Source organism: Idiomarina loihiensis (assembly GCF_024584785.1).
Lineage (GTDB): Bacteria > Pseudomonadota > Gammaproteobacteria > Enterobacterales > Alteromonadaceae > Pseudidiomarina > Pseudidiomarina fusca.
Window position 1 is genome coordinate 979,123 of the sequence record NZ_CP074112.1, and the last position, 25,376, is coordinate 1,004,498.

Below are 25,376 nucleotides of genomic sequence, written 5' to 3' on the forward strand. Positions count from 1 at the left end.
AGAATCAACCACCCGTGTTTTTTCCGATGCTTACCCGCCCTTCGCTCTTAAGGTCTGGTAAATCCGACCGCCAGATGAGAAGTCATCAATCAATTCGGCTTTAAAGCGCTCATTTGCGGCAGTTACAGCTTGCTCGACTTCCTCACGATTGCCGCCGGCTCCGCCCTCGAATTTGAACTCATTGAATATCTCAATCCTTGTTCCGCCACTGCCACCTGAGGCAACACTGCTTCCCTGTTGATTTTGTCGTTTAATGTGATCAACTAGGAATTCAAAATTCTCTCGTTGCGCTGGGTTCAAAACCATCTCGTCTTTGCGCAGCATCCATGTGCCTTCATGGCTCTCAGGAACACGGCCAATGCCATCGTGCGCCATACCAGCAAGTGATAAACCTTGCGCTGCTGTCATAGTCGCTGTCATGCCGGCGATTGCTCCAGCTGAGTTACCACCCATTGTAGCCAGTGATACCATGGCTGCAGCTGGTGTCCACACAGACGCAAGTGTTACCGCGGTGGTTGTCCCTGCAGCTATGTTTGCTGCAGCTGTGGTTGCTGCGGCTGACTGTTCGATGCCAGCAAGCAATAGGCGTTTTACGCCAATCTCAACAAGACCTGAAATGACTGTTTTCAGAACGCTTCTTGCGAGATTCTGCATCACCTCACCAAAATTCTGCCCCTCCATTATCGAGGTGGCAACAGCATCACCGATGCCGGCAGCGAACCGATCAAAGGTTTCTGACCACATTGCATCAATCTGAGCGGTCATATCGCCATTGATTTGAGCCATTGCCTCGGTGTGGCGTTGCATCTCAAGCTCTTTAAGTGCGTTAAGCCGTGCTAGCTTTTCAACCTCAGATTCGCCAGGCATGGTTTCGGCCAAGCTTGGGTCTTGAATCGCTTGGTCGATGTGGCTCATGTTTGTGCGGTGTTGCCACATTTCAGATTGCTGTGGCATTAGTTGGTTGCTAAGCGAGCCGATATTACTGGTCACAGCTTGACGCTGGCGCTCTACATTAAGCTCATCTTCTTTGGCCTGGCGCAACTCACGAATGCGCGCAATTAGCCGATCGAGCGAAGCGATTTGGTCTTCGGTTAGGTTGGTGCCCGCTTCCTGCAGTATCTGGTACCGCTCCCAACTGTCCTCAGAAAGTGAAAGTTCAACCATCTGCATGGCGAGCTTATCAGTAACCTTTGCGAACTGCTTGGCAGCCTTGTCGGATGCATCGCCTGCGTTAGATACACCCTTAGCGGCTTCATCTGCGTTTTGTGCAGCCTTAAGTAATAGGCCGCCGATTTCCTCTAGCAACAACTCGAATCCGCGCTGTTCTTTCTGGGTTTCTTTGTACTCGGTTTTTAGGCCATCAAGACGGTCTTTTAGTGCGCTGTATTGGCTTGAGTTCATTTGCACGAACGGGTCCGCAAGTTGCTCCTCGAGCTTTTCGATTTCATCTCGATATTTGGCTATTTTACTGCTCGCCTCGACCCACTTCATTTGGAGTGAGTTTTCTTTATGCTCAAGTTCAGCAAGGGTTAAGCCCTCGAAGCTATCCCGAAGCTTCTCAAGCTCTGACTGCAGTGATTTGGCGCGTTTTTCGGCCTTATCACCGGCATCATCAGCAAAAATAAATAACGCACTGGCAGCTAGGGCGACAACGCCAATGGGACCACCAAGTAAACCCATGGCAAATGAAGCGCCGCGAGCGGCCGCGCCAACAGCGACCAAGCGATGCGCTGTCATTCGGGTTATACCATTCATGGCCGCATAGCGAGCAATAACACGAGTCTGTGCAGCCTGATGAATCAAAAAGGCCTGTGTTGTGGCAGCAACAGAACCAAGCATTCGTGCACCAAATACTGACGCAATCAGCAACCCAACATCAACAATGGTTTCACCATCTTCTTGGATCACCTCTGTCAGGTATCCCAAAGCTTCGGTGCCGGCTTGGATGCTTGCCTTCATCGCATCGCCGATACCGCCTTCGTTGATTGTTTGTAGCGTTTCAATCCATTGGTTATTCATGCGGTTAAGAGCGGCTTCTACTTGGTCTGCTTGCTCGTCTACGATGCCGGCAAATTGATTCTCACCAAGACCAATCAAATAGTCTTGGATAGCGCTGGCGCTATTGGCAACCTCGGTGGTAATCCCTTGGAAGGTAAACTTAATGGTTTCGCCTTCATTACGGGCTTTAATACCAAAGTCTTTCAGCCGTTCAAACTCGGCAACGGATGCGTCGGCAACAGCTTCGATAAACTGCTCTAAGCTTTTACCCATCGCGCGAGACGTGTTCATGTACGACAGCAGTGCTTCCTCAGATGGCTTCAGGCCAAGGTTGCTTAAGCGAGTGAAACCAAGAACCAGTTCATCTATTCTGGTACCCGTCTCATCGGCCATCTGGTTGAGTTCACCCATTTTAACGCGGGCTTCTTCAGTGCCACCGGCAGCAACGCGCATCTGCGCGCCCCACCGGTCAATCATCTTTTGGTTTTCAAGAAGCGCACGAGCTGATGTGGCTGCGGCATAAGCTGAACCGATGATTGCCGTCGCGCGCTTTGCAGTATCCTTGAGTCGCTCGATATCCGAGACGCTTTGGTTGGTGGCTTGTTTTAGCTTCTGATTCTTACCATCAAAGATGACGGATAACTTCAAGGCCATGTTATTTGCTCTCCATTCGAGCGTTTAGCTCGCGAACTGCAAAGCGCATGAGTTTGCGCAGCTTGTCGTATTGTTCTGGCGTGTATTGGCGGCCGCTCATTTCAGCATCGGCTTTTACGCCTACTAAATTAGCCCCGACACAAACGCCCTGGGTGTAGTTGAATTGGTCACTGACTTCGAGAAACCACTTCAAGGCCTCCCAGTTCTCATCAAGAACAAAGAAGTCCTCGTTGAGGTCTTTGCGCCCCTTTAGAGCTGCAGCGATATCTTCATCACTCGCCCCAAAGATGCGCATCTCATCAGCCAGTTGCTGGCGCTCTTGGCTATCTTCGGCTGGCCCGTGCACCCAATACCGGGCAGCCTCTTCTAGTTTTTTGCTGTGAACCCAACGTGCAGGTCGGTGTAAGCACGCATGATTGCGGTGCGCACGAACACGTATTCACATAATTGGCGCAGCGTATCTTTGCTGAACGGCACTTCGTTGCCGTCATCGTTCTGCACTTCAGACCAACCGGTGACAATCTTCTGAATGACCTCAACATCGTCCTTTTTGCTCTCAATTAGCTTCTGATACTCGCTGTGCTTGAGTATCAAAAACTGAGCTTTGAACGATGTTTCGCCGTCCACTGGGTGGTGCACTTTGACGGTCGCTTCGGCGGTCATTGGACCTGTTTGCAACTTGAATCCCATCGGTACCGCTCCTTATTTACTGACCATGGCCACGTCTTGAATGACACGGAACGGCAGCGTGTAGCACACTTTGCCTTCACGGTCGGTGTAAGTTGGCTTGCCTAGCTGAATCTTGGCGGTCGATAGCTCAAAGATTTTGCCGGCAGCGGTGCCGTGAATGACGTCCATTGACATTAGCGTGTTAGCGCGTGCAATTGGGAACGGGTCAAACTCGCTCACGTCCGGCGCCTCAATCACGAATTGACCATCAGGCTTCCAGTCGGTCAGGTAGATGCGCTCTTCAACGGTGTTTTCGTCATAGGCCACTTCGTTGTTCTCGTTGTGCTCGAACTCATACATCTTGTACTCAACACCATCGAGTTTGAACGTGGTCTTGTCATGACCGACCTTTTCAGGCGTTTGCCAGGCACTGAAGTCAGCAGCAGGAATACCGCCAGCAACAACACCACCATACAGGCCAGTGATCTCAAAGCTCATGCGTGGAATCTCACCCACCTTGAGTGACGTGCCAATCGTACCGCGCGCACCAAGCAGCTTGTGAATCGCACCGTCTTGGTGAAAATAGAACGTGCCATCAGGCTCGCTGTTATCAGTTAAGCGGCTATAAGCGACTTTGGCCACGTCAGGTGTTGCGCTGAATCCGGCTACCTGCATGATTGGCGCAAATGGTACAGGCGTGGTTGCTGCACCAGAACCAGTTAGCTCAACATTGCCCGTCATTTTGACGTGCATGCCGACCATCATCATCTGCTTGTTGCCGTTCTTGCCATCATCAAGCTCACGCTCAAGCTCTTCACCCTCAAGTGGGGTGATTTCAAGGCCGTTGGTTTGAATAGCGATACCAGGGCCGTTGGCGGAGATTAAATCAATCCCGTAAGCTTCAGCACCGCTATTGATAGCGGCCAATAGTAGTTTTTTCTTAGTTCGACGCATCTTGGCCACCTTTCTTCTGTTCGCTCACAACCTGAACACTCAGGCGTGGGTCAGCTTCAACTTGAGCAAGCTGCGCAGCGCTTAGCTCACCCGATTTAAATTTGTTTTCACCCTTCTTGAAGTCGATACCAGCGCGCCGGCACGCTTCACTTGCTGTGATAATCATCATGATTCACCCTCGTAGATGTACTCGACGCTGTACTCTTCAATCCAAAGCACACCGCCTTTGCGGAATTCAAATAAACTGCCCTGCTCAAACTGAATAGATTCGTAACTACCGCCCGGCTCGAACCCTGCTAACGCGGCACGAACCTGCTTTTTCATGGTGGCCAAACGGCGATTGACGTTCGAGCCAAGCGGGTCGTTGATGCTGCGGCACGCAATCAGCACACCAAAGCGCTCGCGTATGAGCTGTGAGTAGCGCCCCGTTGTGCGCTCGTTGGATTGCCCGCCGTCATCGATGGGAACCACGAACGCGCCATCAGCTTTGACTTGGGTATTGTCCAAAATGGTGGACGCATCAACCGCCTGTTCGATATTGCGAAACAGCTTATTGCCGTCCACCTGTATCGCCGCTAGGCGCTGTTCAACCACATCAAGCAAGTCCACTGCGCTCAACTCCATCAATGCTGCTCATGTAACGGTCGAATATCTGCACTATCTTGCGTTCCTGCGGTGCGTAGATACCAAGAAACTCGCGCTTTTCGATATTCATCTTGCGGTTGTGCGCTCCCACGGTCTGCGCCACGGGAAAACGCAACGGGCGGCCAAAAGCCTTATTGACAACGCGCGTATGGGTGCGAATTTTGACGGACTTATTCACGCCGTCTTGATGCGCTGGGCCATACTTAACATTGGTTCCCACCTCGGCTCTTAGGTGGGAAAACCGTGCGCGTATACTCTCTTGTAGGCGTCGAGTATCACGTAAGGGCTGGCCGCCCCGTTGAACCGGCTTCCATTTGGTGCCGTCAGGTGCAGTACTGCGCCGAAAGCCCATCTGGTAATCAGCGCGCAGGCCTTGACCAACACGCTTAAAAAATTCTTTTCGGCGATCACTGCCAACCTCATCGAGCGCACGGCGAATGCGTTCAAATTCTTGCTCGTTGAGGCTTACGGTCATCACCATGTTAGAAATCCTTGAGCGATTCGCGTGTAAAGCTACGGTCGCCCGCTGTGCGCTTTACAGCAACGCTAACGCGCGCGCTTCCCTCTTCTGCGCGAGAAAGACCAAGGGTGGCTTCACCTTTGGCTAATCGCTTAAGCCATGCAACTGCATCGACATAGCGATTGCGTACCTCTTCTGTGGCGCTGTTATCCCAGAGGCGATAACGGGCGATGTCGCAGCATACAGTTTTCAGAAACGCAGGGGTTGATGGCAATGGCAGTGCATACGCTACCGCAATGAACGTGTCCATTTCAGCGCTCGCTTCGCCCAGGGCAGCGGTTAGCTTAACGCTGTCATACGATTCATTGGCGTTATCGGTTGGCGCAAGATGCTCAAGCTCATCAACCCCAAAGCGCGTTTCTAAATCCTCAATAGCTGCGTACATCGCTACCTCTTACTTCTGCTCGCGTGCCTGCTCGATAAGCTCAATCAGGTTGGCCTTGGTGTGCTCATCGCTCACCTCAACGCCCAATTGTTTCGCAATCGCGATTAACTCATCTTTCTTGAGCTTGCTAAGCGCCGGGTCTTCGTTGTCGTCATCATCAGATTTCGACTCAACCGCAAGCGCATTCGCTTTAGCGAGCTGCTCAGCAATTTCCGCATCTACTTCGATTGGCTTGCCAGTCACGTTATGCTTTTCGCCATTGACACGAGCCGGAAATGCGAGAGTTACGTTTACTGTTGGCATGAGTGTTCTCCTATACCATTAGCGGTAGTGAAGCGGCGCTTTACAGCACCGCATTGAAGAAGAAGCCGGCCTCTTTTGAGATCAACACTTCTTTCACCGACTCACCCACACGAACACGGATACCGCCACGAAGACCAATGTCACCGTCTTCACGAGTAGCCGCAACACGCTCGCCATGCTCTGCAGTCAAGCCAAAGGTGACGTCATCACGAAGTGCAGCCACTGGGTTGATATACAGCAGCGCTGCACCGCCAGACCATAAGCGTGCAATGCTCATGTCTTGGCCTTTGTTCGCGGTGTTGTAGCGGCCTGCGCCAACGATGATGCTCTGCAGTTCAAACATTTCGCGAATGAACTCCCATGGCACCATGCCGGTGTCGCCAGTTGAGCCGTTGAAGGCTTTCACTAGGCTAGCGTTGCGACGCATTGCAGTGGCTTCAGCGCGGCCTAGCACCAACGTATTCGGGCGCACCAATGGCGTGTCTAGCGCATCACTGATTTGCTCAATTAAGTTAGAGCCTGCATCGTTCCACTTGTCGGTACCCGCTAGGGTTTCCGAGTGGTTATAGTTGTTCACGTTCATGACCATGTCAGCGACGCGCTTCTCGCGGCCAAGCAAGATGAGCTCAGAAAGCTTCATGGTTGCGCGACCTTCAGGGTCAATCGCTGGGTTGTTTTTCGCTTCTTCGATATCGCTATTTGGAATGGCGTCTTCCAAGCCGAAATCAACGACTGAGCTGGTGTGCTCAGTGGCACCAAATTCCACTTCGTTCGGACGCGATTTGCGACCAACTAAGCTATTTGGAATGGTGAAGGTGTCTTTGGCGTCGAACTCAGTCCACTTAAAGTTCGCTGCGCCAACTGGGGTGCGCGGCATTACCTGGTCGGCAATGAACTGCGCATTCTTAAAGCCTAAGGCGATAGCCGTCAGGCGCTGTTGTTCTACGAATGGTGCTGGCATGATGCTACCCCTTACTCTTTGTCGATTTCGATGCTGATGATGTCACCAGCGGCGTTGGCAGCGGTTAACGCGCGGCCAATGATGTTGTCAGTGCCAACCGCTGAGGTCACAACGCGGCCCTGGGTGTCAACTGTCAACTTGGCACCTTTAGCGATTGCAGCGCCTGCTTCAACCTCTTCAATGCCGTTAAACGTTACGTCGATACGACCGCCTGCAGCCACTTCGCGTGGTTCGGCAGAGGTACCTAACAATGGGCCCGCTACATCGGTCGCCAATGCAACCTCGTTATCACCTGCTGCTAAGGCAACAACGCGATGCGGAGGGATGACAGTGGCGGCGATAAACGTTTTGATTAAACCTGGGTTCTTCATGGCGTTTACTCCGCTTCTTTGATTACATGGTTAACAGCTTCAGTAATCGAAACCGTACGGCCAGCTTTACGCTGCTCTTCTTGGTACTCGACCGCTTTCACTGAAATGGATTTTGCTGTCACAGGCTCTGGCTTTTGCTCGTTATCATCGCCAGACTGCTCTTCAAAATTGATGACAACCTTGCCGTCCTCGAATTGCTTCAAGTAAGCATCTTGTGCGTCAAGGCCCTTCTCGTCTTCGCCCTCACCGAAATCAACGGTTTGGTTACCAAGGCGCTCAGCAAAGGCTAAAACACGGGCTTTATCAGCCGGCTTCACCTTGCCGCTTGCCACTAACGCGTCTACACGAGACACAAGTGCGGCATGCTTGCGCTGGTTTTCTTGCTCTTCAAACTCAGTCACCTTGGTTTGCAAGGCGGCTTTATCGCTTTCAAGCTTGGTTTTTTCGGCCTCAAGTGCTGCCACTTGTGCCTGTGCTTTTTCTAGCTCGTTCATATCGAATGTCTCCGGCTCTGGTTTGTCGCGGGTTTCGCTAAAATCAGTCACCGGAGTGCTGCTAGAAGAGTCCTTTTCAGGCTCCTTCATGAGCGATTCCGCTGACCTGTTTAAATCATCGATAACGTAATTAGGGATAGCCTTGTCGGCCTCGTCCTTGCTGAACTTATCGATGATGAATTCACGTAGGTTCTTGAATACATCGCCAACGCTCTTAAACATCCAGCCGCGCTGCCATTGCTCCTCGAACTCAATCACGCCCTCTTCTGCCTCACTGAACTCGACCGCTTTCAAACCTTTAATGGCGGGCGGTTGCGCACCTAAAAAGCCAACATGGCGCAAATACAACGTGCCTGGCTTGGGGTTGTTTGGTGCGTCCGGGAGATAGAAGCTAGCACTGACTTTCTTGAATGCGCCGCTTGTGACCATTTCTTCAAAGTCAGTGTTTAACTGGTGAGGAATGGCATCTAGCGCGCCCTCACTGAATTCCATGGATGCTACCCACCCATAAGCAGGGTGATTATCTTTGGGGTGGCCGATAACGATTGGTGCTTCATGCAGCTGTGGGTCATAGGCTGACGCTGCAGCCGAAAGCTTGTCCTCACTGAAGTCCAAAGTCTGGCCATGTGAGTCGGTATGCTTACCCGGTTTGAATATGTTGATACGTTTCATATCACGTCAGTCCTCTTTGATTGTCGCTATTTTGCGCATGTGTTTTTAGCTCCACCACCCGTGTTTTTTCCAAGCATCAAATAAACGTTGGCCCCACACCTTCAGGGTGCGCTATTTGGCGGCCGTCAGCGGTTTCGTGAATGAGCCATTTAACGTCTGGCTGGTCAGATATGCGCAGGCCGTACTCGGCGATGTCATCCCACGTCAGCTGGATGACGCCACAGCGGCAGTTGTAGTCATTTGGAGGGTAATGGGTCTGCCAGAATGGGTGGTCAGCCGGTAACACAATGCCGTCCCATGCGCGGTGTTGTGTTCGTGTTCGCGAGTCATCCACGGCGTCATACATGAGGTATGGGAACGTGTCTTTGGTTTCCTGAATGTTCTCCCACTGCCCCTTCGCATAGGCGCTCTGTAGGTTGGTTCTGAAGATGGTTTCAAGGCGGCTAGCGCTCCCTAGGCGCGCTTCAATAACCTGCCCAGTTAGCGGGTCGATGACATCACGCTTGCCCCACCAACCGCGACGCTGCAATGCCGGCATGATTTGCTCAGCGAAATCCGCAAAGGTGTCACCATTGGCGATCACTCGGTCGAGCTCCTGCTTAACGAAATCAAGCAAGTCCTGATTCATGAGTTTGGCCACGGTGAACGCAATATCATGCTCTTGGCCAACCATGTCATCCCATCGAAAAGAGCGAGACAGCCCTTTTGCCAGAAAGAACTCAAGTGCTTCCTCTGGCGTTATCTCGAATTGCGCTGCTGCTTCGTAATAGTTCACGATGTGATGGATATTCATCGCTATTGAGCCCCGCCGTTCTTCAGGTAGCCTCGCATACGGGCCATGACGTTGGCATTACGAATGCGCTCAAGAACCTTGTCGTCAGGGTCCTGCTCTGCAAGCTCATCAAGGCGCTTTATAAACTCCTGCTCGTTGCTGGCACTTTGGGCAAACTCAAGCACCTTGCGCACAAGACCACCAATTGCGCTTTCTGGGTCTTGTGCTAGATATTCGCCGGCATCAACCAGGTCACGCATGTCGCGGCGATGCTGAACGCGCTTCTGTGTCAGTGGCGACACCTCAGCGAATTCCATACCCATCGGCGGTACCTGGTTGCCAAATGGCAAATTAGATGCGCTCATATCGCGCTTGCGCCAGCCATCACCGTAGGTCTCTTTGATGTACTCTTCGGTGGGCTCGTAGCCCATTTCAAAAATCTTCTTGTCGCGCTCAGCGACTTGATTGAGGTCTTCTTTTTCCTCGGTCTTGCGCCAAATGCGTGGTGGTTTCGCCCCGTCGAAGTTAAGCGCAACCAGGTAATCAACCACTTGTCGATTGAAACTATCGCAAATAAGGTCGGCATCTGACTTGATGACGTCCGCTTTCACGCTGCCATGTACCTTGGCTTGACTGTAGCTGCTGCCATCGTCGGTAGTCATGGTTTGGCTTAAGATGATTTTCGAGATTGCTCGGTTCATGGCATCTTCGAGCGACTTGTAATCGACGGTGCCAGTACGACTTGCCTCGATAAGCTCAACTACGAAGTCCTCTGGGATAACCACCCCACTGTCAGCCTGAATCGCATCGAGCACATCAAGCGCCATGGCTTTTTGCTCTGGGTCCTTGATGGCCGCCTGTGATAACTTGGTGGCCACCGTAGGCATGCCAAACTTCTCAAGGTATATCAGCCAAAACTTGATGCAGTTACGCTTGAAGAACACAGGCCAGTACAGCGCATGGGCTAAGCCTTCGCCATACGGGTTGTCGTCATGCTCTTGACCAACGCTAAACACCCAGAACTTCTCACGCGGCATGGGCACCTTTTCAGCGCCCTTTTTGAGTAGGAATAATTCGTTGTTGATGCCAAACCTAAAGCGGCCGCGGTCACGAACCCGGATTGAATCGAGGTACCACAGGCCATCACGAAACACCGGCATAAGCTCCGCCACGCTGTAACCGTAGTGCATCGCAAAAAGCATCTTGTCAGTGACCTGGTCAAAGCCAACATCATCGAGAACGGTTTTGATGTATTCGGCTGCAGCGGTATCAGCTGCGCTTTGGCCGCCCGGAACGATGTCGATTTCAGCCTGCACAACGGCCGTACGGCGTTGTTGAAAAGCGCTTCGCACTTGATCATCACGCAGCAGCTCTTTATAGACATTGAATTGCCCATGGCCTTTGGTGCGCAATACGTTGTCAGGATTATCAATCATCACTTGGATAAGCGCGCTAGCGAGCGCTCTACCGTGGTCAGCTTTGGATAACTCGGTTTGAATGGGCTTTTTGGTATCTGGCATCAGGTATAACCTCCGAATCTATTTCGCCCTCGGCGGCGTGTGCCACCTGAGCCTGTATTGTCTGCATCAACGGATGCGCGGCGCCCTGTGCTGGCGCTGCTAATCTCGATTGAGTGATTGTGCGCCCAGTCGAGGTACTGCGATGTACTATCCACCTGGTCGTCATTGGTGCTTAGCGGGAAGCCAAACAGCTCTGACTCGTAGGCAATCAACCAATCGGCGTACTCAGGTAACCAAACGCGCCCAGACTCAAATTGCGGGCTAATGCGTATGGCTCGCGTGAGCTTGCTACCCTCTGGCTCGATGGCCACTACCGGCATGAGCACCTTTTTAGGTAAATCAGGGAGCTCAACGCCCTTCCTCAATTCCTGTATCAATGACTGACCTGAAGCCTTATCTTCAATAAGCACAGCGTGTGGGCGGTACTGCATGTAGTAGTTCGCGAGAATGCGCTTCAACTCTGGGTATTCCACCCGGTCACGCCACACATGCATCAGGAAGTGGCCAAGCTGATTGTTCTCGCCCCACACGCTCAACACGCTCGGGTCATTGTGTTGCTCTGGTTTGTACGCCGTATCCAAACTGAAGACCACCCGAGAAATTTCCGGCAACTGACGATAGCGTTGTGGCCAAGCGCGTTTAATGATGGAGCCTTCTGCAGGTTTAGGACGCTGCTGGTAGAGTGATTCCCAGTTACGTGAGCCCTGTGAGCGCTTTTCTTGCTCCCAGTGCGCCACGCTGAACCAATCGGTCCATAGGTATTCGCCAGGCTTGCGACCTAGCGGGTCGTCATCACGCTCACATTGAGCCTGCAGACAGATAACAAGCCATCGCTCACCGTCCTTGGCGATAACATGACCGCTTTCACCATCCCATGTATCGGGAAGAATGCGACCGGCTAAATCGTCCTCATGCCAGCGTGTTTGGATAATCAGGATACGGCCACCGGGCTTGAGTCGCGTGCGCAGGTCAGCGTTATAGGCGTCCCACGTTTTATCACGTATCTTTGGGCTGTCTGCGTCTTCACGGCTTTTGAAAGGATCGTCAATCACCAGTAAGTCAGCGCGGTTACCCGTGATACCCGAACGAATGCCGCCAGACATGTATGCTGAGCCGTTTTCAAGCGACCAGAAATCAAGCGCTCGGTTATCAGCAACCAGGTTGGTCTTAAAAACGTCGTTGTATTTCTCCGACTTCGCTATCGAGCGAACCTTACGTGAAAACTTCTGAGCTAAAGAAGAGCCATAACTAGTGCTGATAACACTTTTTGTTGGATTTTTCCCCATGAACCAAGGAGGGAAGGTAACGGTGCCGTAGGTAGACTTAGCGGAGCCCGGTGGCATCATCACGAGCACACGCCGCTCTTCTCCGCTTTCGAGCTTCATCATGGCGTCGTTGATTAGCTCATGGTGCTCTGCAGGTGTCACCGAATCAGGGTAGAACTCTTCGCAATCCTCATCATCTTCATTGACGGGAACGCCAGGCACGTCGATGTAGCGAGCAAAGGCATTTAAATCATTGCGCGCCCTCTCCCTCAACTTCTGTTCGAGCAGCTCCAAGAGCTCACGCTTTGCCTGCAATGTCATTTTTCCAGTTTTTGTAGAAGCTCTGCGATTCGGTTATCCATCTCACTTTCAGACATGGACTGGTAAGGCTTATCACCTTCAGGGTTGGTTGGTGCCACTTTGGTTGGTGCATCAAGACCAAGCAATTTACAGCGGCGCTCTACGATGTTCAGGATGACGTTCATATAGCGAGGGTCACCTGTTTGGCCGCCAGTCTCCGTGCGAACGAACTTGGCCTTAGCCTCAATCGGCTCACCATCATCATTGATTGCTGCCTCAGTGACTTCTTCGCCCTGCTCGTAGCGCTTGTGATAATCCTCACATGAACGCTCAAACTCACGCCATGCTTTCGCCTCAAGCAGGTCCAGCCGCGCCAACTGCTCTTCACGATGCGCATCAAAGTCACGCACAGCAGAAGAGCGCCAGCGCTTGCGTATCTCACGCAAGTCGTAGTTGACCATATTGACGCTGTACTTGATGCCGTTCGCAGCCTCTAAGGCCTCCGCAATGGCCGCCATGGTGAAGCCTTTGAGGTACATCTCAGCGACAATGGCTTGGTCTTTGATAACCTGGTCAGGTGTACGCCGCGGTTTAGCCATGTTATCGAGCCTTACTCAGTAGTTCTTTGACAGCTCCACCCATCTTGGGGCCCTTGTGCTTGCTAAAGGCGTCTAATGTGCGAAAACCCATATAGGCCAACGCAGGTGAGAATATCGCGCCGGCAAGCGCCATATCAGCACCATCAGCACTGGTGAATGCCGCAATAAGCTCGAACAGGAGTACATACGCAGCGCCAGCAACGAATGAATGACGAGCAATTTTCGGGCGAGTGCGGCGCACATACTCATCTTCTGCGTTGTCGCCACTACGAATGGTTTCTTGCTGCTGTTCGTGTTGGTGCTGCTTATCGGTAATCTGTAGCTTTGCCTGCTCGAACTGCAGCTGGCGCAACTGGATGCGCTCTTCGATTTCCATCTGCTGCAGCTTGGCCATTGATTCGGGATCGGCCTGCAACTTGCGCATGACTGCATCAGCATCAGCTTCAACACCAAGCCAACTGGCAACCAAGCCGCCCACCGCACCACCGGCAGGACCGCCAAGCAGCGAGCCAATAACCGGTGCAGCGCCACCGATTGCATCTTTAACTTTTTCCCAGCTCATACGTCACCTCACTCATCGCTCAACGCGGTGTTATAACAAGAAAATAGGCGGCGGTACCAACCACGGCCAAAGTGTTCAAGCAAGCCACCTGTTCGCGCGTATCCTAGCGCTCGCTCTGCTGCTATAGCCTGAATAGTTCGATCGCATCCGTAGCGCTGCTGATAAGCCACCAGGGCGGCAATCGTCTTGCTACCAACAATGCCGTCAACGTATGCACCCACAGCACGCTGTAGGTGTTTGCCCATAGCGCCAAGCCCTTGGTTGATACAGCCATCGAATACCATCAGCGCAACGCTATCGCTCATCTGGTCACACTTAATGGGTAGCCAGAACATGTGGTAGAAGATGAACTCAACGTGCTTGGGCTCAAGGTCGCTCACGCTTTCGGGTAAGTCGGCTTTTGGAAACTTACGCCGCGCGCTATTCAGGGTTAGTTGCGTAACTCCTAGGTTAGTATGGCCACCCGGGTCATTGGGGTGGTCAACCTCGCCACCCTCCCAGTGCGCTACAAACTGCAGTCCACGCTTGAAGCTGTTGCTGTACGTCACTATTCAATCTCCTTCCCCCGATAAAATTTACCGGTTAGCTGACCATTAAGGCCGATAAGGGTGCGCTCAGCGTCAATGAATGCGGTTTTCATGGCCGCAAGCACAGCGCTAAGTAGGAAGCTTGTCTTTTTGGAATTTGAGTCCGCTATCTCGGAGTCTTGCAAGGTGGCAATGGTGTGCGTGATGTAGCTCAAACTAGCGCGATTCCAGTCACGGAACCTTTCAATGACGATGTCAGGAATGCCCTGCTCCTTAAATCTTTTCTCGTACTCGGTGACGGCCATAGACAGTACTAGAGTTGCATGGCGCTGCCATTCAGCATTTGATGACTTTGCGCTAAGGTCTTTTAGATGCGCTTCAAGCTCGCTGCTCATCGTTCGCACCAGTATCTTGAGCATGTCACGGTACATCTGCGTGCGTACTGGGTAGCGACTGGGGAATGGCATCTGGTCAATACCAAGGTTTAGCCAGTAACTGGAAACGCTGAACAATCGGTGGTCAGTTAATGGCCGCTCCGACTTAATAAATTGCATTTCGGTGTTCTCAACGCCATCGCGCGGCGGCAGAAAACGGTCAATCACTCGCCCCAACACCTGGTGGCTCACAACGGCCAGAACAAATCCTAAGGCCGTTGGCCATCCGTACTGTGTGGCGATATCTGCCACGGCTTGAAAATCAGGCATTGTAGTTATACTCCTCGCGCAAAATATCTTTGATTCGCCTAGTGGTTAGACGGTATTTTGCGGCGAGCTCTTCGAGTGTTACACCCGTGTTTTTTCCATCACGCTGAATTTGCAAGTTGCGCCGTATGCGCTTGAGCTTCGTAGGTATGTAGATTGAGAACCCTCCGTAAACTGCGCTCAGCTGCTCAGCGGAATTATCCCCAATTGCATCAATCAACTCTGGTTGCGTGCGTGCATCAACGTGAACCGTTAAGTACGTGCCGCCCCAATGCTCTTCAAGCGCTAGCAATCCATCTTCGCCAACAAGCTCAATCAGCTCCTGCTCCCACACGCTATTCGTGATGTAACCCATCGCTACTGCTCCTCAAGTGGTTCAATCTCAACTTTCACGCAACCAGGCTTTTGTACCTGGGCGCGAACAATCGTTAGGTGGTCAATTTGGGAATCGTCTAAGTAGACGCCGGCATGGGTCATTACATCCAATAGGGCCTTGTTGAAGTTGTCCAAATCACGCCGCTTGGCGTCTGGTGGGAATAGCGTGATTGTGACTCGTAAGCTGTGACTGAGTCGCTTACAAGCTTTTTGCTGTTTTAGCAGCCAGAAGCATTCCGTTTTGTACTTACGGCCGCGCTCGCTGATTTTGGTGAATTGCTTATTGCCCACACGAACATTGCGATAGTAGGTATTCGTGCTTGGTGGGAACGGTAGCGTGATGTTAATCAACGTGCTCTACCTCGCTTTCGTTTTGCATGCGCAGGTAAATCTCTTCGCGAAAGATACCTGTTTCTTTTGGCGCCGTTATTCCAAGTCGCACCTGGTCGCCTTTGATGGCCAATACGGTGATCACGATATCGTTGCCAATATTGATGCTCTGTCCTGGTGTTCTGGTTAAATGCAGCATGATGAAGCTCCCTGTTGTTATAGTTATTTGCCCTCATTTCGCGCTTAGACAGCGAGGGCTACTGCCACAAACATGACCACTTGCGCTTACACGTTACTCAGGCTTACTCCCGGTCATTTGCTCCGTCGTAGTGCTGACGTTGCTGCTACCTGCAATCCCGGGGCCTAGCCGCGACGTGCCCACGCGGCCCCTGTCGGTGTTATCTGTTCGTTTGCGTTTCAGTACTGAGTCAATCACGGCGCGAGACTCTTCACGCGATAAGGTTTTGTAGCCTAGGCGTTCGTACATGGGGCGATTATCTTCTGGCTCTGACTTGTGCGGCAGTGCGTTGCGAAAGCTTGGTAGCTGCCCTGCGACGGCCTGTTTGACCAGATAGTGATACTCACGGCTAGCGCGCTGACGCCATTCACGCTCAGATGTTTGGTAAAGGTCGTAGCCCACACGTTGGTCAATGAAACGGCACACATCGTGGCTGAATGGGTATGGTGTTTTGCTGTGTCGCCATGTGGTTCGTGCTTCACGAACTTCGTGTGTAGCCGTCTCCAAATCGGGAATACCAAGCTCTTGGATGGTGGGCTTGCACAGTTCAGCAAACTCAGCTGGGTTTGGCGTGAATTTGTTTTCTGATGCACGTAGGCGTAAGCGGTTTATTCCGCGTCGCAGTCCAATGCGGCCAATCTTGTGATGGATAAGCAGCTTTGCATACTCACGCATCACATCATCTGAATGCTCACCAAAACGCGCTGCGTAATCCACGCAGTAGAGGCTGAACATTGGTTTCAACTCAGAATTTAGGATCATCATCAGATTGTTCTCTCTGGTCGTAATATCCAGTTCGTGCAAGTTCTGCTGCTGCCTCTTTGGACTCTCTGAGCAATCGCGCTGTTGGATTTTCTGCACGCTGGTTGCCGCCAGGTCGTGAATGTTTTTGGGTGTTTGGTCTGCCATACGATTTCTCCCTTCCGCACCAAACGCGCCATTCGGCTAGCCAGTCAGCCGGTGAGCGCATTGTGTTGCGGTGTTTGTTATGAAAACGGAATGCGTCAAATAGGCCGCTTAGCTGTTCTTCGCTAAGGGTTAGCCCAGTGATTTTTGCGGTTTGTTTAAATTTATCGCTGAAGCTGAGCTCTTGGCCTGTCGAAAAATTTGATTTTTGGCTCGTTTCGCGCGCACGCGCGTTAGAGAGAGAGGGTTTTATATCGGAAGTATCAGAGGTGTGGCGCTCATGGTGTGGCGCTCCTGTGGCGCTCATATTCACTTCAGCCGTTGGTTTTACTGGGTTCCGCTGTGGCGCTCCCACTGTGGCGCTCATGTGGCGCTCCTCATTTGGACGGACTAATCCTGCGCTAGCCAAAACAAGCCGAAAAACCATGTGTTCGCCCGGCTGTTTCGAGTGTAATGGCTCAATCCAACCGTAACGCTCAAGCTTGCGCAAAAGTCGCTTCACCTGGTCTTTGGTTAGATAGGTGTGCGGCTCTTTGGAGCCTCGCTCTGGTTTGTGCTCAAGATTCTCCCGTATCGCCTGATATGAGATTTTGCGCACAGCACCAACGATGCCTGTGTCATAATCCATGTGCCATCGTAGGTACAGGTACAGCGACCTTTCGCGGTCACTGATATGCCTGTCCTCGAATAGCGCCGAATACTCAGCTCTATTCATTACGCGTTACCGCTCTCAAGTACGCCATCAATCTGGCGTTTGATACACATGGCCGCCTCAACAACATCCATCAGCTCTTTACGCGCCAGCATCACTTCTTTCACCGGCATGTTCTCGATGCCGGTTTGCGTGAGCACCTTGCTTAATTGGTGAATTGCCTCTCCGCTTTCGCGAATGAATGTGCCCAGGTCAGCCATTTCTTTGTTCTGGCCAAGCTCGGAATGATGCACCGGAATAACGCCATATCGCTCACAAAGGACCGCACGAGCTTCTGAACGCTCTGGCTCAGGCAAGGCCTCAACCAGCGCTTCTTCAAGCTCGCTTGGTATCGATTGGGGTTTATCGCTGATGGGTGTGTGAACAAGGCGTGATATGCGCTTTTCAGCTGCAACAAGACCGTTGATGGTATCCGTATCAAACGGCTTAAGCTCCCGCAACTCTTCAGGAACGGTTTGTGTGTAGTGCGTGATAGCACGCTCAACGTAGACCTTAAATAACATACCGCGCCGATTGAGCGCCTTGGTCACATAATTACGGATAACTTGTGGTCTGCTTATTTTCTGTACAAACACTGACGTTTCAGGCTGCCGCATTAGTCTCTATCCTTTGGTCGAAGGGTTGGTTAATAAACTCCGCATCCACTGACAGTTTGCCGCCTGTCTTTACGTGGAGCTCAAATTGCACACCGCGGGGAACGCGTTTCCATTGGCTAACGGCGCCATCGGTTATCCCAAGTGTTGCAGCGAGCGCCCTTTGAGAGCCGAAGTATTTGATTGCTTCTTGCTTAGTCATGCTCACCTCATGGGTATAGTAAATCATAGCCATGTTAGTCAGCTAAAATATAAAGATCAACAAGAAATTATAGTTTGGGTTGTATAGATTGATTGCTAACTATGATTCGTAGGTGGTGAAAATGCAGAAACAGTCGCTCGGTGAGCGCATCAGAAGACGGCGGAAATTATTAGGTTTAAGCCAGAAGAAGTTGGCTAATTTGCTCGGCGTTACTTATGGGAATATTTCGCATTGGGAGATTGGGATAACAAACCCAAAACCATCGAATTTGAGCACGCTTGCTAAAACGCTAGACACAACCGTTGAGTGGTTACTCGATGGCACAGAAGACACAGACAAGAATAGTGACGCTGATTACTTTCTCGATGTTCCACCGTTAATTCACGGCGGTGGCCCAAAGTATTTCCCCAGGGCGCAACTCGAAACCCAAAACCTTGACCTGGAATATCTTCATTGGCTTGCTGCCCCAGATGACTCGATGTCGCCAAGCATTCGCGAGGGTGACGTTCTGGTGGTCGATATGCACGACCGTGAAGTCAAAGATGGCAAGGTTTACATCGTGCGATATGCCGATGCACTCATCATCAAGCGTTTATTTAAACGTATCAACGGGCTACTGCTGCGCTCCGATAACACCGCTGCAGTTCCTGATGAAACCCTACCCCCAAACAAGCAGGATGCCATTGAAGTGGTTGGCCGTGTAGTACTGCGGATTGGTGAGTTATAACAACAAGGAAAATACTCATGCCTATCATGTACGTCAATATGCAAGTCTTACCTTTGAAAACAAAGAGCCAGGGAGGGCCTGGTTTTATTGGCCAAGAGGGTTACAAAAATCTTTTTACTGAGCTTTCAAGATTGGTAAATAAGGCCAGAGAAGACAAGAAGCTTCACGAACTTGGGCATCGCTTGAAGCGTTCTGAATATTATCTTGTTTTTGACTCTGTAAAAGTTCAACCAGATTTAGCGTTTGGAACGCTCGTCAGATACAACAAGGTTAGACAGGTTGACGATTTTTACACTGGGGAAGAGCTTTTTAGTGAAAGCGATGGCAAGGCAGGGGTCTCATCCAAGAAGAAGTTCACATTTGTATTCGATTTCAACAAGCATGTAATGGCTATTCAGGGTTCGAGCTTCCCGAGCGTTCTCGCCCTGGAAGATGCGTTAGCAAATATTTTTCAGCAGCCGCTCCATAATACATTTAAAACGCACAGTTTTAACTGCCATGTTCTCACAGAGGCGAACTCTTACAGCGAGTTATTCGTCGCTAAAAGTGTTAAAAGAGTCGAGGTTAAGCTCACATTCTCTAATGCCAACAACGCGCTTAAAGGTAGCGCAAAGAAAATTGAAAAAGAACTCCAAGACCGCGGGGTTCATACCATGGAATACAAAGAATCCGGTGGTGAAGAAGGTTATATTGATGGTTTAAGCAAATTCACCAAGGCATATATAGAGCTGGCTTCTCGATATGGGCATGCTAAAGCACGATACATTGATCCAGCAACATCTAAGCTAAAATCTTATTTTTCTAAGGACCACCCAGTTGAGGAGCGATCAGTAAGAATAACGAAAAACATGAAGGAAGGTGACATTATCAGCAAGATAAAGCAGACTATTACCTCAGCGTGGAATAGGGCCTCTAACAAAGATGTTTAAAATTGTGGGGCATGGAGGTATGTACTTGTGAAGTGTTACAATATTCCGATACTCGGCTTGCTAATAAAATTTGCTAACGCATACGTTTTAGATGGCCGGCCAGAATACACTACAAGAATCGCTCCAAATACACTATGGCTTGAGTGTATCTTTAAAGATGTTTTTTACGCCGCATTAATGTCACTGGCTGCAATGGCCTTAACAGCTATTATAGGTTTTAATTTTTCTCCATCTTCAGTGATATCAGATGTTTTCCCTGATTTTATTGGTTTTGCGCTAGGGGCTTATGCTTTAACATTTTTGTTGCCCTACTCTATTCCCGATCACGTTTTTAAAGAAAATGAGTCATTGCTGAAATCGCTACCTTTTAATTTTGGTTACCCATTGTCGCTAATCGTTGTGGTATTGCTTTTGAACTCTATATTTAAGCCCAGTGAGCCTGGCTTGTTGTTCAATTTTATCTTCGGCACTGCAATGTTTTATTGCTTTATTCTGGTAATTGAAATTATCGAGTTGGTTGGTAATTTGGGCCGATCGATAGTGAGCCATCGAATGGATGATGCTAGCGCCCCCAGCAAGGATGACAATAAAAGGGATTAAGAAGCTACCGGTAACCAACCAGTAGCGCATATCGCAAATTGTGGTATGCGCCCTCTCCTTTTGGTGGCAGCTTTCGCCACCCTACCCAATCACTAGCCACTGCAGCTGACGCCCGGCTTCTATTAGCCCCGTCTTTCAAATCCCCTCTTATCCATAAAACCTATTAAATTCAAACCTTTGCCATTCAGTAGCGCAAATATCCAAACGTGGCAATATACACTCCAACTTGACTGGTCAATAAATCGACCAACCTGAGGAAATGGCCACCTTAGGTACGAGCCCATGGGTTCCGGTCTTCATCAACCAAATGAGGAACTGGAAAATGAATAATGATATTTGCGCGGTGTATGTGAGTTACCAGGTGTTAACCAAAAGCGGAGAATTGGTAACGGTAAATCATCAGCTGCAGCTTGACGCTTCCACTGGTGACGAACTGCGCCAGCACGTTGCTTCAGCTGTAGGTGAAGTTACCATCAGCGCGCGCCAGCCGGAGTGGAATTTTATGTAATGTCTGAATAGCGACATGGCAGTTGCATTCATGTTAATTTATGATTTCATCGTCATAAAACATGGAGAGTACCAGTGAAAGCACTATTACCAATCGCAATTGCCTTGTCGCTTGCCGGGTGCAACGTTACACCACCTAAAATTGAGTGGTTTACCCAGGTGAGTATCGACGAGTTTACCGATGAGGTTAGCTGTACAGTTACCCAAGGCGGGTTGTACACCAGTAGCGGTGTTATATACACAATCAACAACCAGGTTTACCCTGCCGTCCACTTTGACTCCTACGGCGTTTTTGCTGGTGTTATCAGTGGTGGCAATATACGCATTCCCGTTGGCGATGTTCGTGTTCGTGTTGACAACAATGAGCCTTGGACACTTCAGGCAGTGAATACGCCAAAGACCGCGCTTAAGGTTGATGGCCCAACAAGCCAAGAACATCTAAGCACTTACACGCAATCACTAAACCCAGAGCAAAAGGCACAAATTGAAGCCGCTTATAGCTCAACAATGAATCTAACAGCTAACATGATGCTGCCCTACACTTTCGTTGGTGGGGATGATGCTGCACGCTTAATCGATGAAATGAAAAGCGGCCGACAAATCAGGCTACAGCGCATCGCTCTTGGTAATACAACTTCGACCGTAGGTGTTCACGATATTGACCAATCTTTTCATGATGCACTTGCTAAGTGTCAGTCTTTGATTCAATAAGAAAAGCCCGCACTTGCGGGCTTAATATCCTTCATTCATTTCAAATTTACCGATCCTGTCGCCACTATAAACGGAGCACCGGTAACGGTAATTGGTCCATGCTCCAAAGCCATTCTGAAGCTTTGCCCTGCCTGTGACGATGACATCACTACTCATAGACTTTAGCGTTTCAGTTGTGACGATTTCAGCCTGGTGCTTGGCGCGCGAATGCACGCGGTCATGACAAGCTTCTATCGCTTTTCTGTATTGCCAATTGCAACCTGAAACCAGAATAACTAAAAAAATAACTCCCAGTAACCTCATCGCTAAATCTCCCTTTAAGCCCTTTAAATATCGGCTATTCAATGATGCCCTATTCCTACCGAAAATCAATTACCAAAAGTTTTCTATATTTTTCTATATCTTTTTGTTGACTATCAACTATAGTTTACTATACCTTTAATAACGCAAGGCAACTTCATCGCCTTTAAACAGCGAAGGGAGGGAGCGAAATGCAACTGGCTTTGTAATGAAGCTGACACCGCCGAGAGGCGGCGCATTTTCAAGCGTTCTTGGTTCGGACCTCTAATCCCCCGTCCGAAGTCCACACGAACTGAGAGCGCTTGGCAATGCGGAGTGTGATTCGCAGAAATGAAAAAGCCCAGTGGACGGCAATCCAACTGGGCTCGGGCAAACCGGGTGAGCAATCACCCTTCAACCAACAGGGAGTATAGCCAAATGACTCAGGCTTCTCAAGCGTTGTACGAACTAAATCTGAACGATCTGATTGACCAGGTCACAACCCATCATGCCGCACTTATGCGTTGCCGCCAGTTTAGCGGCCACATGAATGTAAGCGGCGACCATCTCGAACTTGTTGTTGATGAAGATGATGAGGTGCTTTTAACCCGCAAATTCGACCTGAACGACAAGTTCATTCTGCAGCGCCTACGCGGCGTCATTACCACGATGCAAGAAATTATGCCGGCATCAAGCGCATTTGAAACCACTGGAGGTGTTGCATGAGCAACCAAAATCAAAATCAAGTTGCTGAGCAGCACCAAGCGCCAGCAAATCAATTTTCAAACACCACTGACCTTGTCCTGGACTATCAAGCCATGGAGCAAATGGGTCGCTTAGCTGAAATGATGGCCAACGGTCGTGCGACTGTTCCAATGCACCTGCAGGGTAATCCTGCTGACTGCATGGCGGTCATCATGCAGGCGGCACAGTGGCGCATGAATCCGTTTGCGGTAGCGCAGAAAACGCACGTTGTGAGCGGCACACTCGGTTATGAGGCGCAACTGGTGAACGCCGTGGTGTGCTCATCAACCAAAGTGAAAGACTCGTTTCACTACGAATGGTTTGGCGACTGGACCCGCGTGATTGGCAACTTCGTGACCAAGACCTCACAAAAAGGCAATCAATACCAGGCACCAAACTGGACTGCAGCAGATGAAAAAGGTCTTGGCGTTCGCGTTTGGGCGACCCTCAAAGGCGAGAGTGAGCCGCGCGTGCTCGAATTACTGCTGAGCCAAGCGCAAGTTCGCAACTCCACACTATGGGCGTCAGACCCGAAGCAGCAACTTGCTTACCTTGCTGTGAAGCGTTGGGCTCGCCTGTACGCTCCTGATGTGATTTTGGGCGTGTACTCAGCTGATGAGCTTGATGATTTACCAGAGAAAGAGTTGAACCCTCGCGCAAGCGGTACTGCTGAACGTGCGCCAGAGCTTGAGCCCTATCCACAGGATAAGTTCAAAGAGTTCCTACCGAAGTGGACCAAGATGATTCATAGCGGCCAGCGCAGCGCCCAAGAGGTCATCGATATGGTTAGCGCTAAGTACCAACTGAGTAATGGCCAGATTGACACCCTGCTCGCCATTGAGCAAGAAGCGCCCATCGATGGCGAATACCAATCAGCGGATGAGGAGTAAGACCATGCGTATATTAAAGCTACAACAAGGCACGCCAGAATGGCATGCGGCGCGCGCAAAGCACTTCACGGCATCTGAAGCGCCCGTGATGATGGCCGCATCAAGCAAGATGAAACGCAACGAGCTTCTTGAAATGAAAGCGCTGGGTACCGAAAAGGAAATCAGCGACTACGTGCAGAAGTTTTTGTTTGACAAAGGCCACGAAATGGAAGCTCTAGCGCGCCCAATCGTTGAAGAGCTTATCGGCGAGGAACTGTACCCCACCGTGGCGGTAAGCGAGTGCGGTGAATACCTGGCATCGTTTGACGGCTTAACTATGATGGGCGACATCGTGTTTGAGCACAAAATGTGGAACGAGAGCCTTGCGCAAAGCGTGCGTGATGAAAAGCTAGATCCAGAGTACTACTGGCAGCTTGAGCACCAACTGATGGTTTCCAAAGCGGAAAAGGCTATTTTCGTAGTGTCTGATGGCACCAAAGATAACATGGTGCACATGTGGTACACCCCCGTTCGTGGCCGCCGCGGCAAGCTAGTGAAAGGTTGGCAGCAATTCCGTGATGACCTAAGCACGTTTGAGCCACCGGCTAAGGCTGAACCGGTTGTTGGCGAGTCGCCAGAGGATTTGCCGGCATTGTTGATTAAAGTTGAAGGTCAGGTGAAAGAAACGAACCTTGCCACGTTCAAGCAAACCGCTATGCATTTCATCGAGAATATCAACACTGAGCTGCAGAACGACAAGGACTTTGCTGACGCGGAAGTGATGGTGAAGTTCTGTAAGCGCGCTGAAGATGAACTCGAGCAGGCCAAGAAGCATGCACTGGCACAAACGCAGAGCATTGACGAGCTATTCAAAACCATTGACCACCTAAAAGACCAGTTACGCGACAAGCGCCTCACCTTGGACAAATTGGTTAAATCGCGCAAAGACGAGATTCGCGCGCAATTGCGTGTTGATGCGACCGATGCGCTCAAAGCACATGTCGAGCGCGTAAACAAAGAAACCCTTGGTGATGCTTACATCACGCTTGATAGCGTGTTGCCAGACTTTGGCGCGGCCATGAAGGGTAAGAAAACGGTCGATAGCTTGAAGTCGGCCATTGATGACGCCCTGGCTGCAGCCAAAATTGATGTAACTGAGCGCGCTGAGGTGATCACCGAAAACCTACTGACTTACGCTGAACTGGTGGGTGAAGAGCACCGCATTCTGTTCAATGACGTGAAGCAATTAGTGCTCAAGCGCGCTGATGATTTCCGTGCAACCGTGAAAGAGCGCATCACAGACTACAAAGCGCAGCAGCTTGAAATTAAGCAGCGACAGCAAGAGCAGGAAGCAATAGCGAAAGCCAAGGCTGGTACTGAAGTAAAACGCCCTGCTGAGCCAGAGACAGAGGCGTCAGCGGTTGAACCTGAAGTAGCCAAGGCGTCAGCTGAAACGGCTAAAGCATTTGATGGTATCAAGCCACCCAAAGAGCTAGTTATTCAAGCTGTAGCTGATGCTTACAACTGCGACCGCGCTATGGCCAGTATCATCATTTGCGAAACCGCTGACAGCATCCGCGGGCTTAAGAATGGCGGTGGACGCATTGGCAAAACCGCCTTAGCGATGGGCGACCGCATTTTTGAAGCGCAGTCCAAAGAAGACCTACTGGCCGTTGGCAAAGAGATTCAGCATGCCAAGCATGCCGGCGATATCGATGAAATCGACGATGCCGTTCTGCAGGCGCAGTACCGTCGTAAGCAATTCGAGTTTCGGGCATAGGA

General features: G+C 50.7%; 35 protein-coding genes. 8 read left to right on the forward strand and 27 right to left on the reverse strand.

What is annotated here, in order from left to right:
• Nucleotides 1-30: 30 nt before the first annotated feature.
• The 26 genes from KGF88_RS04535 to KGF88_RS04660 form a co-directional block, all read right to left on the reverse strand.
• Nucleotides 31-2,652: a hypothetical protein gene (locus tag KGF88_RS04535; protein WP_153825612.1), complete on the reverse strand. Its 2,622-nt coding sequence runs from the start codon at nucleotides 2,650-2,652 to the stop codon at nucleotides 31-33.
• A 1-nt stretch (nucleotide 2,653) separates the two neighbouring features.
• Entirely contained in the window at nucleotides 2,654-2,998 is a 345-nt protein-coding gene (locus tag KGF88_RS04540) for a hypothetical protein (protein WP_153825611.1), read from the reverse strand.
• Between the two features lie 20 nt (nucleotides 2,999-3,018).
• Entirely contained in the window at nucleotides 3,019-3,342 is a 324-nt protein-coding gene (locus KGF88_RS04545; RefSeq protein WP_153825610.1) for a hypothetical protein, read from the reverse strand.
• A 12-nt stretch (nucleotides 3,343-3,354) separates the two neighbouring features.
• Nucleotides 3,355-4,275 (reverse strand): hypothetical protein, encoded by a 921-nt coding sequence (locus KGF88_RS04550; RefSeq protein WP_153825609.1) that lies wholly within the window; start codon nucleotides 4,273-4,275, stop codon nucleotides 3,355-3,357.
• Nucleotides 4,262-4,444, reverse strand: a complete 183-nt coding sequence (locus tag KGF88_RS04555; protein ID WP_153825608.1) for an HI1506-related protein — start codon at nucleotides 4,442-4,444, stop codon at nucleotides 4,262-4,264. The genes KGF88_RS04550 and KGF88_RS04555 overlap by 14 nt, the downstream gene beginning before the upstream one ends.
• Nucleotides 4,441-4,899 (reverse strand): phage tail terminator protein, encoded by a 459-nt coding sequence (locus KGF88_RS04560; RefSeq protein ID WP_153825607.1) that lies wholly within the window; start codon nucleotides 4,897-4,899, stop codon nucleotides 4,441-4,443. The genes KGF88_RS04555 and KGF88_RS04560 overlap by 4 nt, the downstream gene beginning before the upstream one ends.
• Nucleotides 4,871-5,401 (reverse strand): phage virion morphogenesis protein, encoded by a 531-nt coding sequence (locus KGF88_RS04565; protein ID WP_153825606.1) that lies wholly within the window; start codon nucleotides 5,399-5,401, stop codon nucleotides 4,871-4,873. The genes KGF88_RS04560 and KGF88_RS04565 overlap by 29 nt, the downstream gene beginning before the upstream one ends.
• A 1-nt stretch (nucleotide 5,402) precedes the next feature.
• A complete protein-coding gene (locus KGF88_RS04570) occupies nucleotides 5,403-5,825 on the reverse strand; it encodes a gp436 family protein (RefSeq protein WP_153825605.1) in 423 nt (140 codons plus the stop codon).
• Nucleotides 5,826-5,834: 9 nt separating this feature from the next.
• A complete protein-coding gene (locus KGF88_RS04575) occupies nucleotides 5,835-6,128 on the reverse strand; it encodes a hypothetical protein (RefSeq protein ID WP_153825604.1) in 294 nt (97 codons plus the stop codon).
• Between the two features lie 40 nt (nucleotides 6,129-6,168).
• The gene (locus KGF88_RS04580) at nucleotides 6,169-7,089 is read right to left on the reverse strand and encodes a hypothetical protein (RefSeq protein WP_153825603.1); all 921 of its coding nucleotides are present in this window, start codon (nucleotides 7,087-7,089) and stop codon (nucleotides 6,169-6,171) included.
• A gap of 11 nt (nucleotides 7,090-7,100) precedes the next feature.
• The gene (locus tag KGF88_RS04585) at nucleotides 7,101-7,460 is read right to left on the reverse strand and encodes a capsid cement protein (RefSeq protein ID WP_153825602.1); all 360 of its coding nucleotides are present in this window, start codon (nucleotides 7,458-7,460) and stop codon (nucleotides 7,101-7,103) included.
• A gap of 5 nt (nucleotides 7,461-7,465) precedes the next feature.
• Complete coding sequence (locus KGF88_RS04590) at nucleotides 7,466-8,626, reverse strand: peptidase (protein WP_153825601.1); 1,161 nt, start codon at nucleotides 8,624-8,626, stop codon at nucleotides 7,466-7,468.
• A 76-nt stretch (nucleotides 8,627-8,702) separates the two neighbouring features.
• Nucleotides 8,703-9,419, reverse strand: coding sequence for a phage minor head protein (locus tag KGF88_RS04595; protein ID WP_153825600.1), 717 nt, complete (start codon nucleotides 9,417-9,419; stop codon nucleotides 8,703-8,705).
• Between the two features lie 2 nt (nucleotides 9,420-9,421).
• Nucleotides 9,422-10,918: a DUF935 domain-containing protein gene (locus tag KGF88_RS04600; protein ID WP_153825599.1), complete on the reverse strand. Its 1,497-nt coding sequence runs from the start codon at nucleotides 10,916-10,918 to the stop codon at nucleotides 9,422-9,424.
• Entirely contained in the window at nucleotides 10,918-12,504 is a 1,587-nt protein-coding gene (terL, locus tag KGF88_RS04605) for a phage terminase large subunit (RefSeq protein WP_153825598.1), read from the reverse strand. Before terL ends, KGF88_RS04600 begins: the two co-directional genes overlap by 1 nt.
• Entirely contained in the window at nucleotides 12,501-13,082 is a 582-nt protein-coding gene (locus KGF88_RS04610) for a hypothetical protein (protein ID WP_153825597.1), read from the reverse strand. The genes terL and KGF88_RS04610 overlap by 4 nt, the downstream gene beginning before the upstream one ends.
• Before the next feature lies 1 nt (nucleotide 13,083).
• Nucleotides 13,084-13,644 carry a hypothetical protein gene (locus KGF88_RS04615; RefSeq protein ID WP_153825596.1) on the reverse strand — a complete coding sequence of 187 codons (561 nt, stop codon included), beginning with the start codon at nucleotides 13,642-13,644 and terminating at the stop codon, nucleotides 13,084-13,086.
• A gap of 8 nt (nucleotides 13,645-13,652) precedes the next feature.
• Nucleotides 13,653-14,192: a glycoside hydrolase family 108 protein gene (locus KGF88_RS04620; RefSeq protein ID WP_153825595.1), complete on the reverse strand. Its 540-nt coding sequence runs from the start codon at nucleotides 14,190-14,192 to the stop codon at nucleotides 13,653-13,655.
• Nucleotides 14,192-14,875, reverse strand: a complete 684-nt coding sequence (locus KGF88_RS04625; protein WP_153825594.1) for a hypothetical protein — start codon at nucleotides 14,873-14,875, stop codon at nucleotides 14,192-14,194. The genes KGF88_RS04620 and KGF88_RS04625 overlap by 1 nt, the downstream gene beginning before the upstream one ends.
• Nucleotides 14,868-15,227 (reverse strand): Mor transcription activator family protein, encoded by a 360-nt coding sequence (locus KGF88_RS04630; protein ID WP_153825593.1) that lies wholly within the window; start codon nucleotides 15,225-15,227, stop codon nucleotides 14,868-14,870. The genes KGF88_RS04625 and KGF88_RS04630 overlap by 8 nt, the downstream gene beginning before the upstream one ends.
• A gap of 2 nt (nucleotides 15,228-15,229) precedes the next feature.
• Nucleotides 15,230-15,598, reverse strand: coding sequence for a RusA family crossover junction endodeoxyribonuclease (locus KGF88_RS04635; protein WP_153825592.1), 369 nt, complete (start codon nucleotides 15,596-15,598; stop codon nucleotides 15,230-15,232).
• Nucleotides 15,591-15,776, reverse strand: coding sequence for a carbon storage regulator CsrA (gene csrA, locus KGF88_RS04640; protein ID WP_153825591.1), 186 nt, complete (start codon nucleotides 15,774-15,776; stop codon nucleotides 15,591-15,593). Before csrA ends, KGF88_RS04635 begins: the two co-directional genes overlap by 8 nt.
• 93 nt (nucleotides 15,777-15,869) lie before the next feature.
• On the reverse strand, nucleotides 15,870-16,580 hold the full coding sequence (locus tag KGF88_RS04645) for a replication protein P (RefSeq protein WP_153825590.1): 711 nt from the start codon (nucleotides 16,578-16,580) through the stop codon (nucleotides 15,870-15,872).
• Complete coding sequence (locus tag KGF88_RS04650; RefSeq protein ID WP_153825589.1) at nucleotides 16,561-17,349, reverse strand: hypothetical protein; 789 nt, start codon at nucleotides 17,347-17,349, stop codon at nucleotides 16,561-16,563. The genes KGF88_RS04645 and KGF88_RS04650 overlap by 20 nt, the downstream gene beginning before the upstream one ends.
• Nucleotides 17,350-17,435: 86 nt before the next feature.
• Nucleotides 17,436-18,029: a hypothetical protein gene (locus tag KGF88_RS04655; protein ID WP_153825588.1), complete on the reverse strand. Its 594-nt coding sequence runs from the start codon at nucleotides 18,027-18,029 to the stop codon at nucleotides 17,436-17,438.
• Nucleotides 18,016-18,228 (reverse strand): Cro/CI family transcriptional regulator, encoded by a 213-nt coding sequence (locus KGF88_RS04660; RefSeq protein ID WP_153825587.1) that lies wholly within the window; start codon nucleotides 18,226-18,228, stop codon nucleotides 18,016-18,018. Before KGF88_RS04660 ends, KGF88_RS04655 begins: the two co-directional genes overlap by 14 nt.
• Nucleotides 18,229-18,349: 121 nt before the next feature.
• Between KGF88_RS04660 and KGF88_RS04665 the strand changes: the two genes are divergently transcribed.
• From KGF88_RS04665 to KGF88_RS04685, 5 genes are all read left to right on the forward strand, one after another.
• Nucleotides 18,350-18,955 carry an XRE family transcriptional regulator gene (locus tag KGF88_RS04665; RefSeq protein WP_153825586.1) on the forward strand — a complete coding sequence of 202 codons (606 nt, stop codon included), beginning with the start codon at nucleotides 18,350-18,352 and terminating at the stop codon, nucleotides 18,953-18,955.
• A gap of 17 nt (nucleotides 18,956-18,972) precedes the next feature.
• Nucleotides 18,973-19,884, forward strand: coding sequence for a DUF4747 family protein (locus KGF88_RS04670; RefSeq protein ID WP_153825585.1), 912 nt, complete (start codon nucleotides 18,973-18,975; stop codon nucleotides 19,882-19,884).
• A 27-nt stretch (nucleotides 19,885-19,911) separates the two neighbouring features.
• Nucleotides 19,912-20,484, forward strand: a complete 573-nt coding sequence (locus KGF88_RS04675) for a hypothetical protein (RefSeq protein ID WP_153825584.1) — start codon at nucleotides 19,912-19,914, stop codon at nucleotides 20,482-20,484.
• A gap of 322 nt (nucleotides 20,485-20,806) precedes the next feature.
• Nucleotides 20,807-20,992 (forward strand): hypothetical protein, encoded by a 186-nt coding sequence (locus KGF88_RS04680; protein WP_153825583.1) that lies wholly within the window; start codon nucleotides 20,807-20,809, stop codon nucleotides 20,990-20,992.
• A 74-nt stretch (nucleotides 20,993-21,066) separates the two neighbouring features.
• Entirely contained in the window at nucleotides 21,067-21,702 is a 636-nt protein-coding gene (locus tag KGF88_RS04685) for a hypothetical protein (RefSeq protein WP_153825582.1), read from the forward strand.
• 21 nt (nucleotides 21,703-21,723) lie between these two features.
• Here the strand turns inward: KGF88_RS04685 and KGF88_RS04690 are convergent, their stop codons facing one another.
• Nucleotides 21,724-22,005 carry a hypothetical protein gene (locus KGF88_RS04690; RefSeq protein WP_153825581.1) on the reverse strand — a complete coding sequence of 94 codons (282 nt, stop codon included), beginning with the start codon at nucleotides 22,003-22,005 and terminating at the stop codon, nucleotides 21,724-21,726.
• Nucleotides 22,006-22,419: 414 nt separating this feature from the next.
• Between KGF88_RS04690 and KGF88_RS04695 the strand changes: the two genes are divergently transcribed.
• The 3 genes from KGF88_RS04695 to KGF88_RS04705 are packed head-to-tail and all read left to right on the forward strand — an operon-like array spanning nucleotide 22,420 to nucleotide 25,374.
• Entirely contained in the window at nucleotides 22,420-22,707 is a 288-nt protein-coding gene (locus tag KGF88_RS04695) for a hypothetical protein (protein WP_153825580.1), read from the forward strand.
• Complete coding sequence (locus KGF88_RS04700; protein WP_153825579.1) at nucleotides 22,704-23,615, forward strand: RecT family recombinase; 912 nt, start codon at nucleotides 22,704-22,706, stop codon at nucleotides 23,613-23,615. The genes KGF88_RS04695 and KGF88_RS04700 overlap by 4 nt, the downstream gene beginning before the upstream one ends.
• 4 nt (nucleotides 23,616-23,619) lie before the next feature.
• Nucleotides 23,620-25,374, forward strand: a complete 1,755-nt coding sequence (locus KGF88_RS04705) for a YqaJ viral recombinase family protein (RefSeq protein ID WP_153825578.1) — start codon at nucleotides 23,620-23,622, stop codon at nucleotides 25,372-25,374.
• The last annotated feature ends 2 nt before the right edge of the window (nucleotides 25,375-25,376 follow it).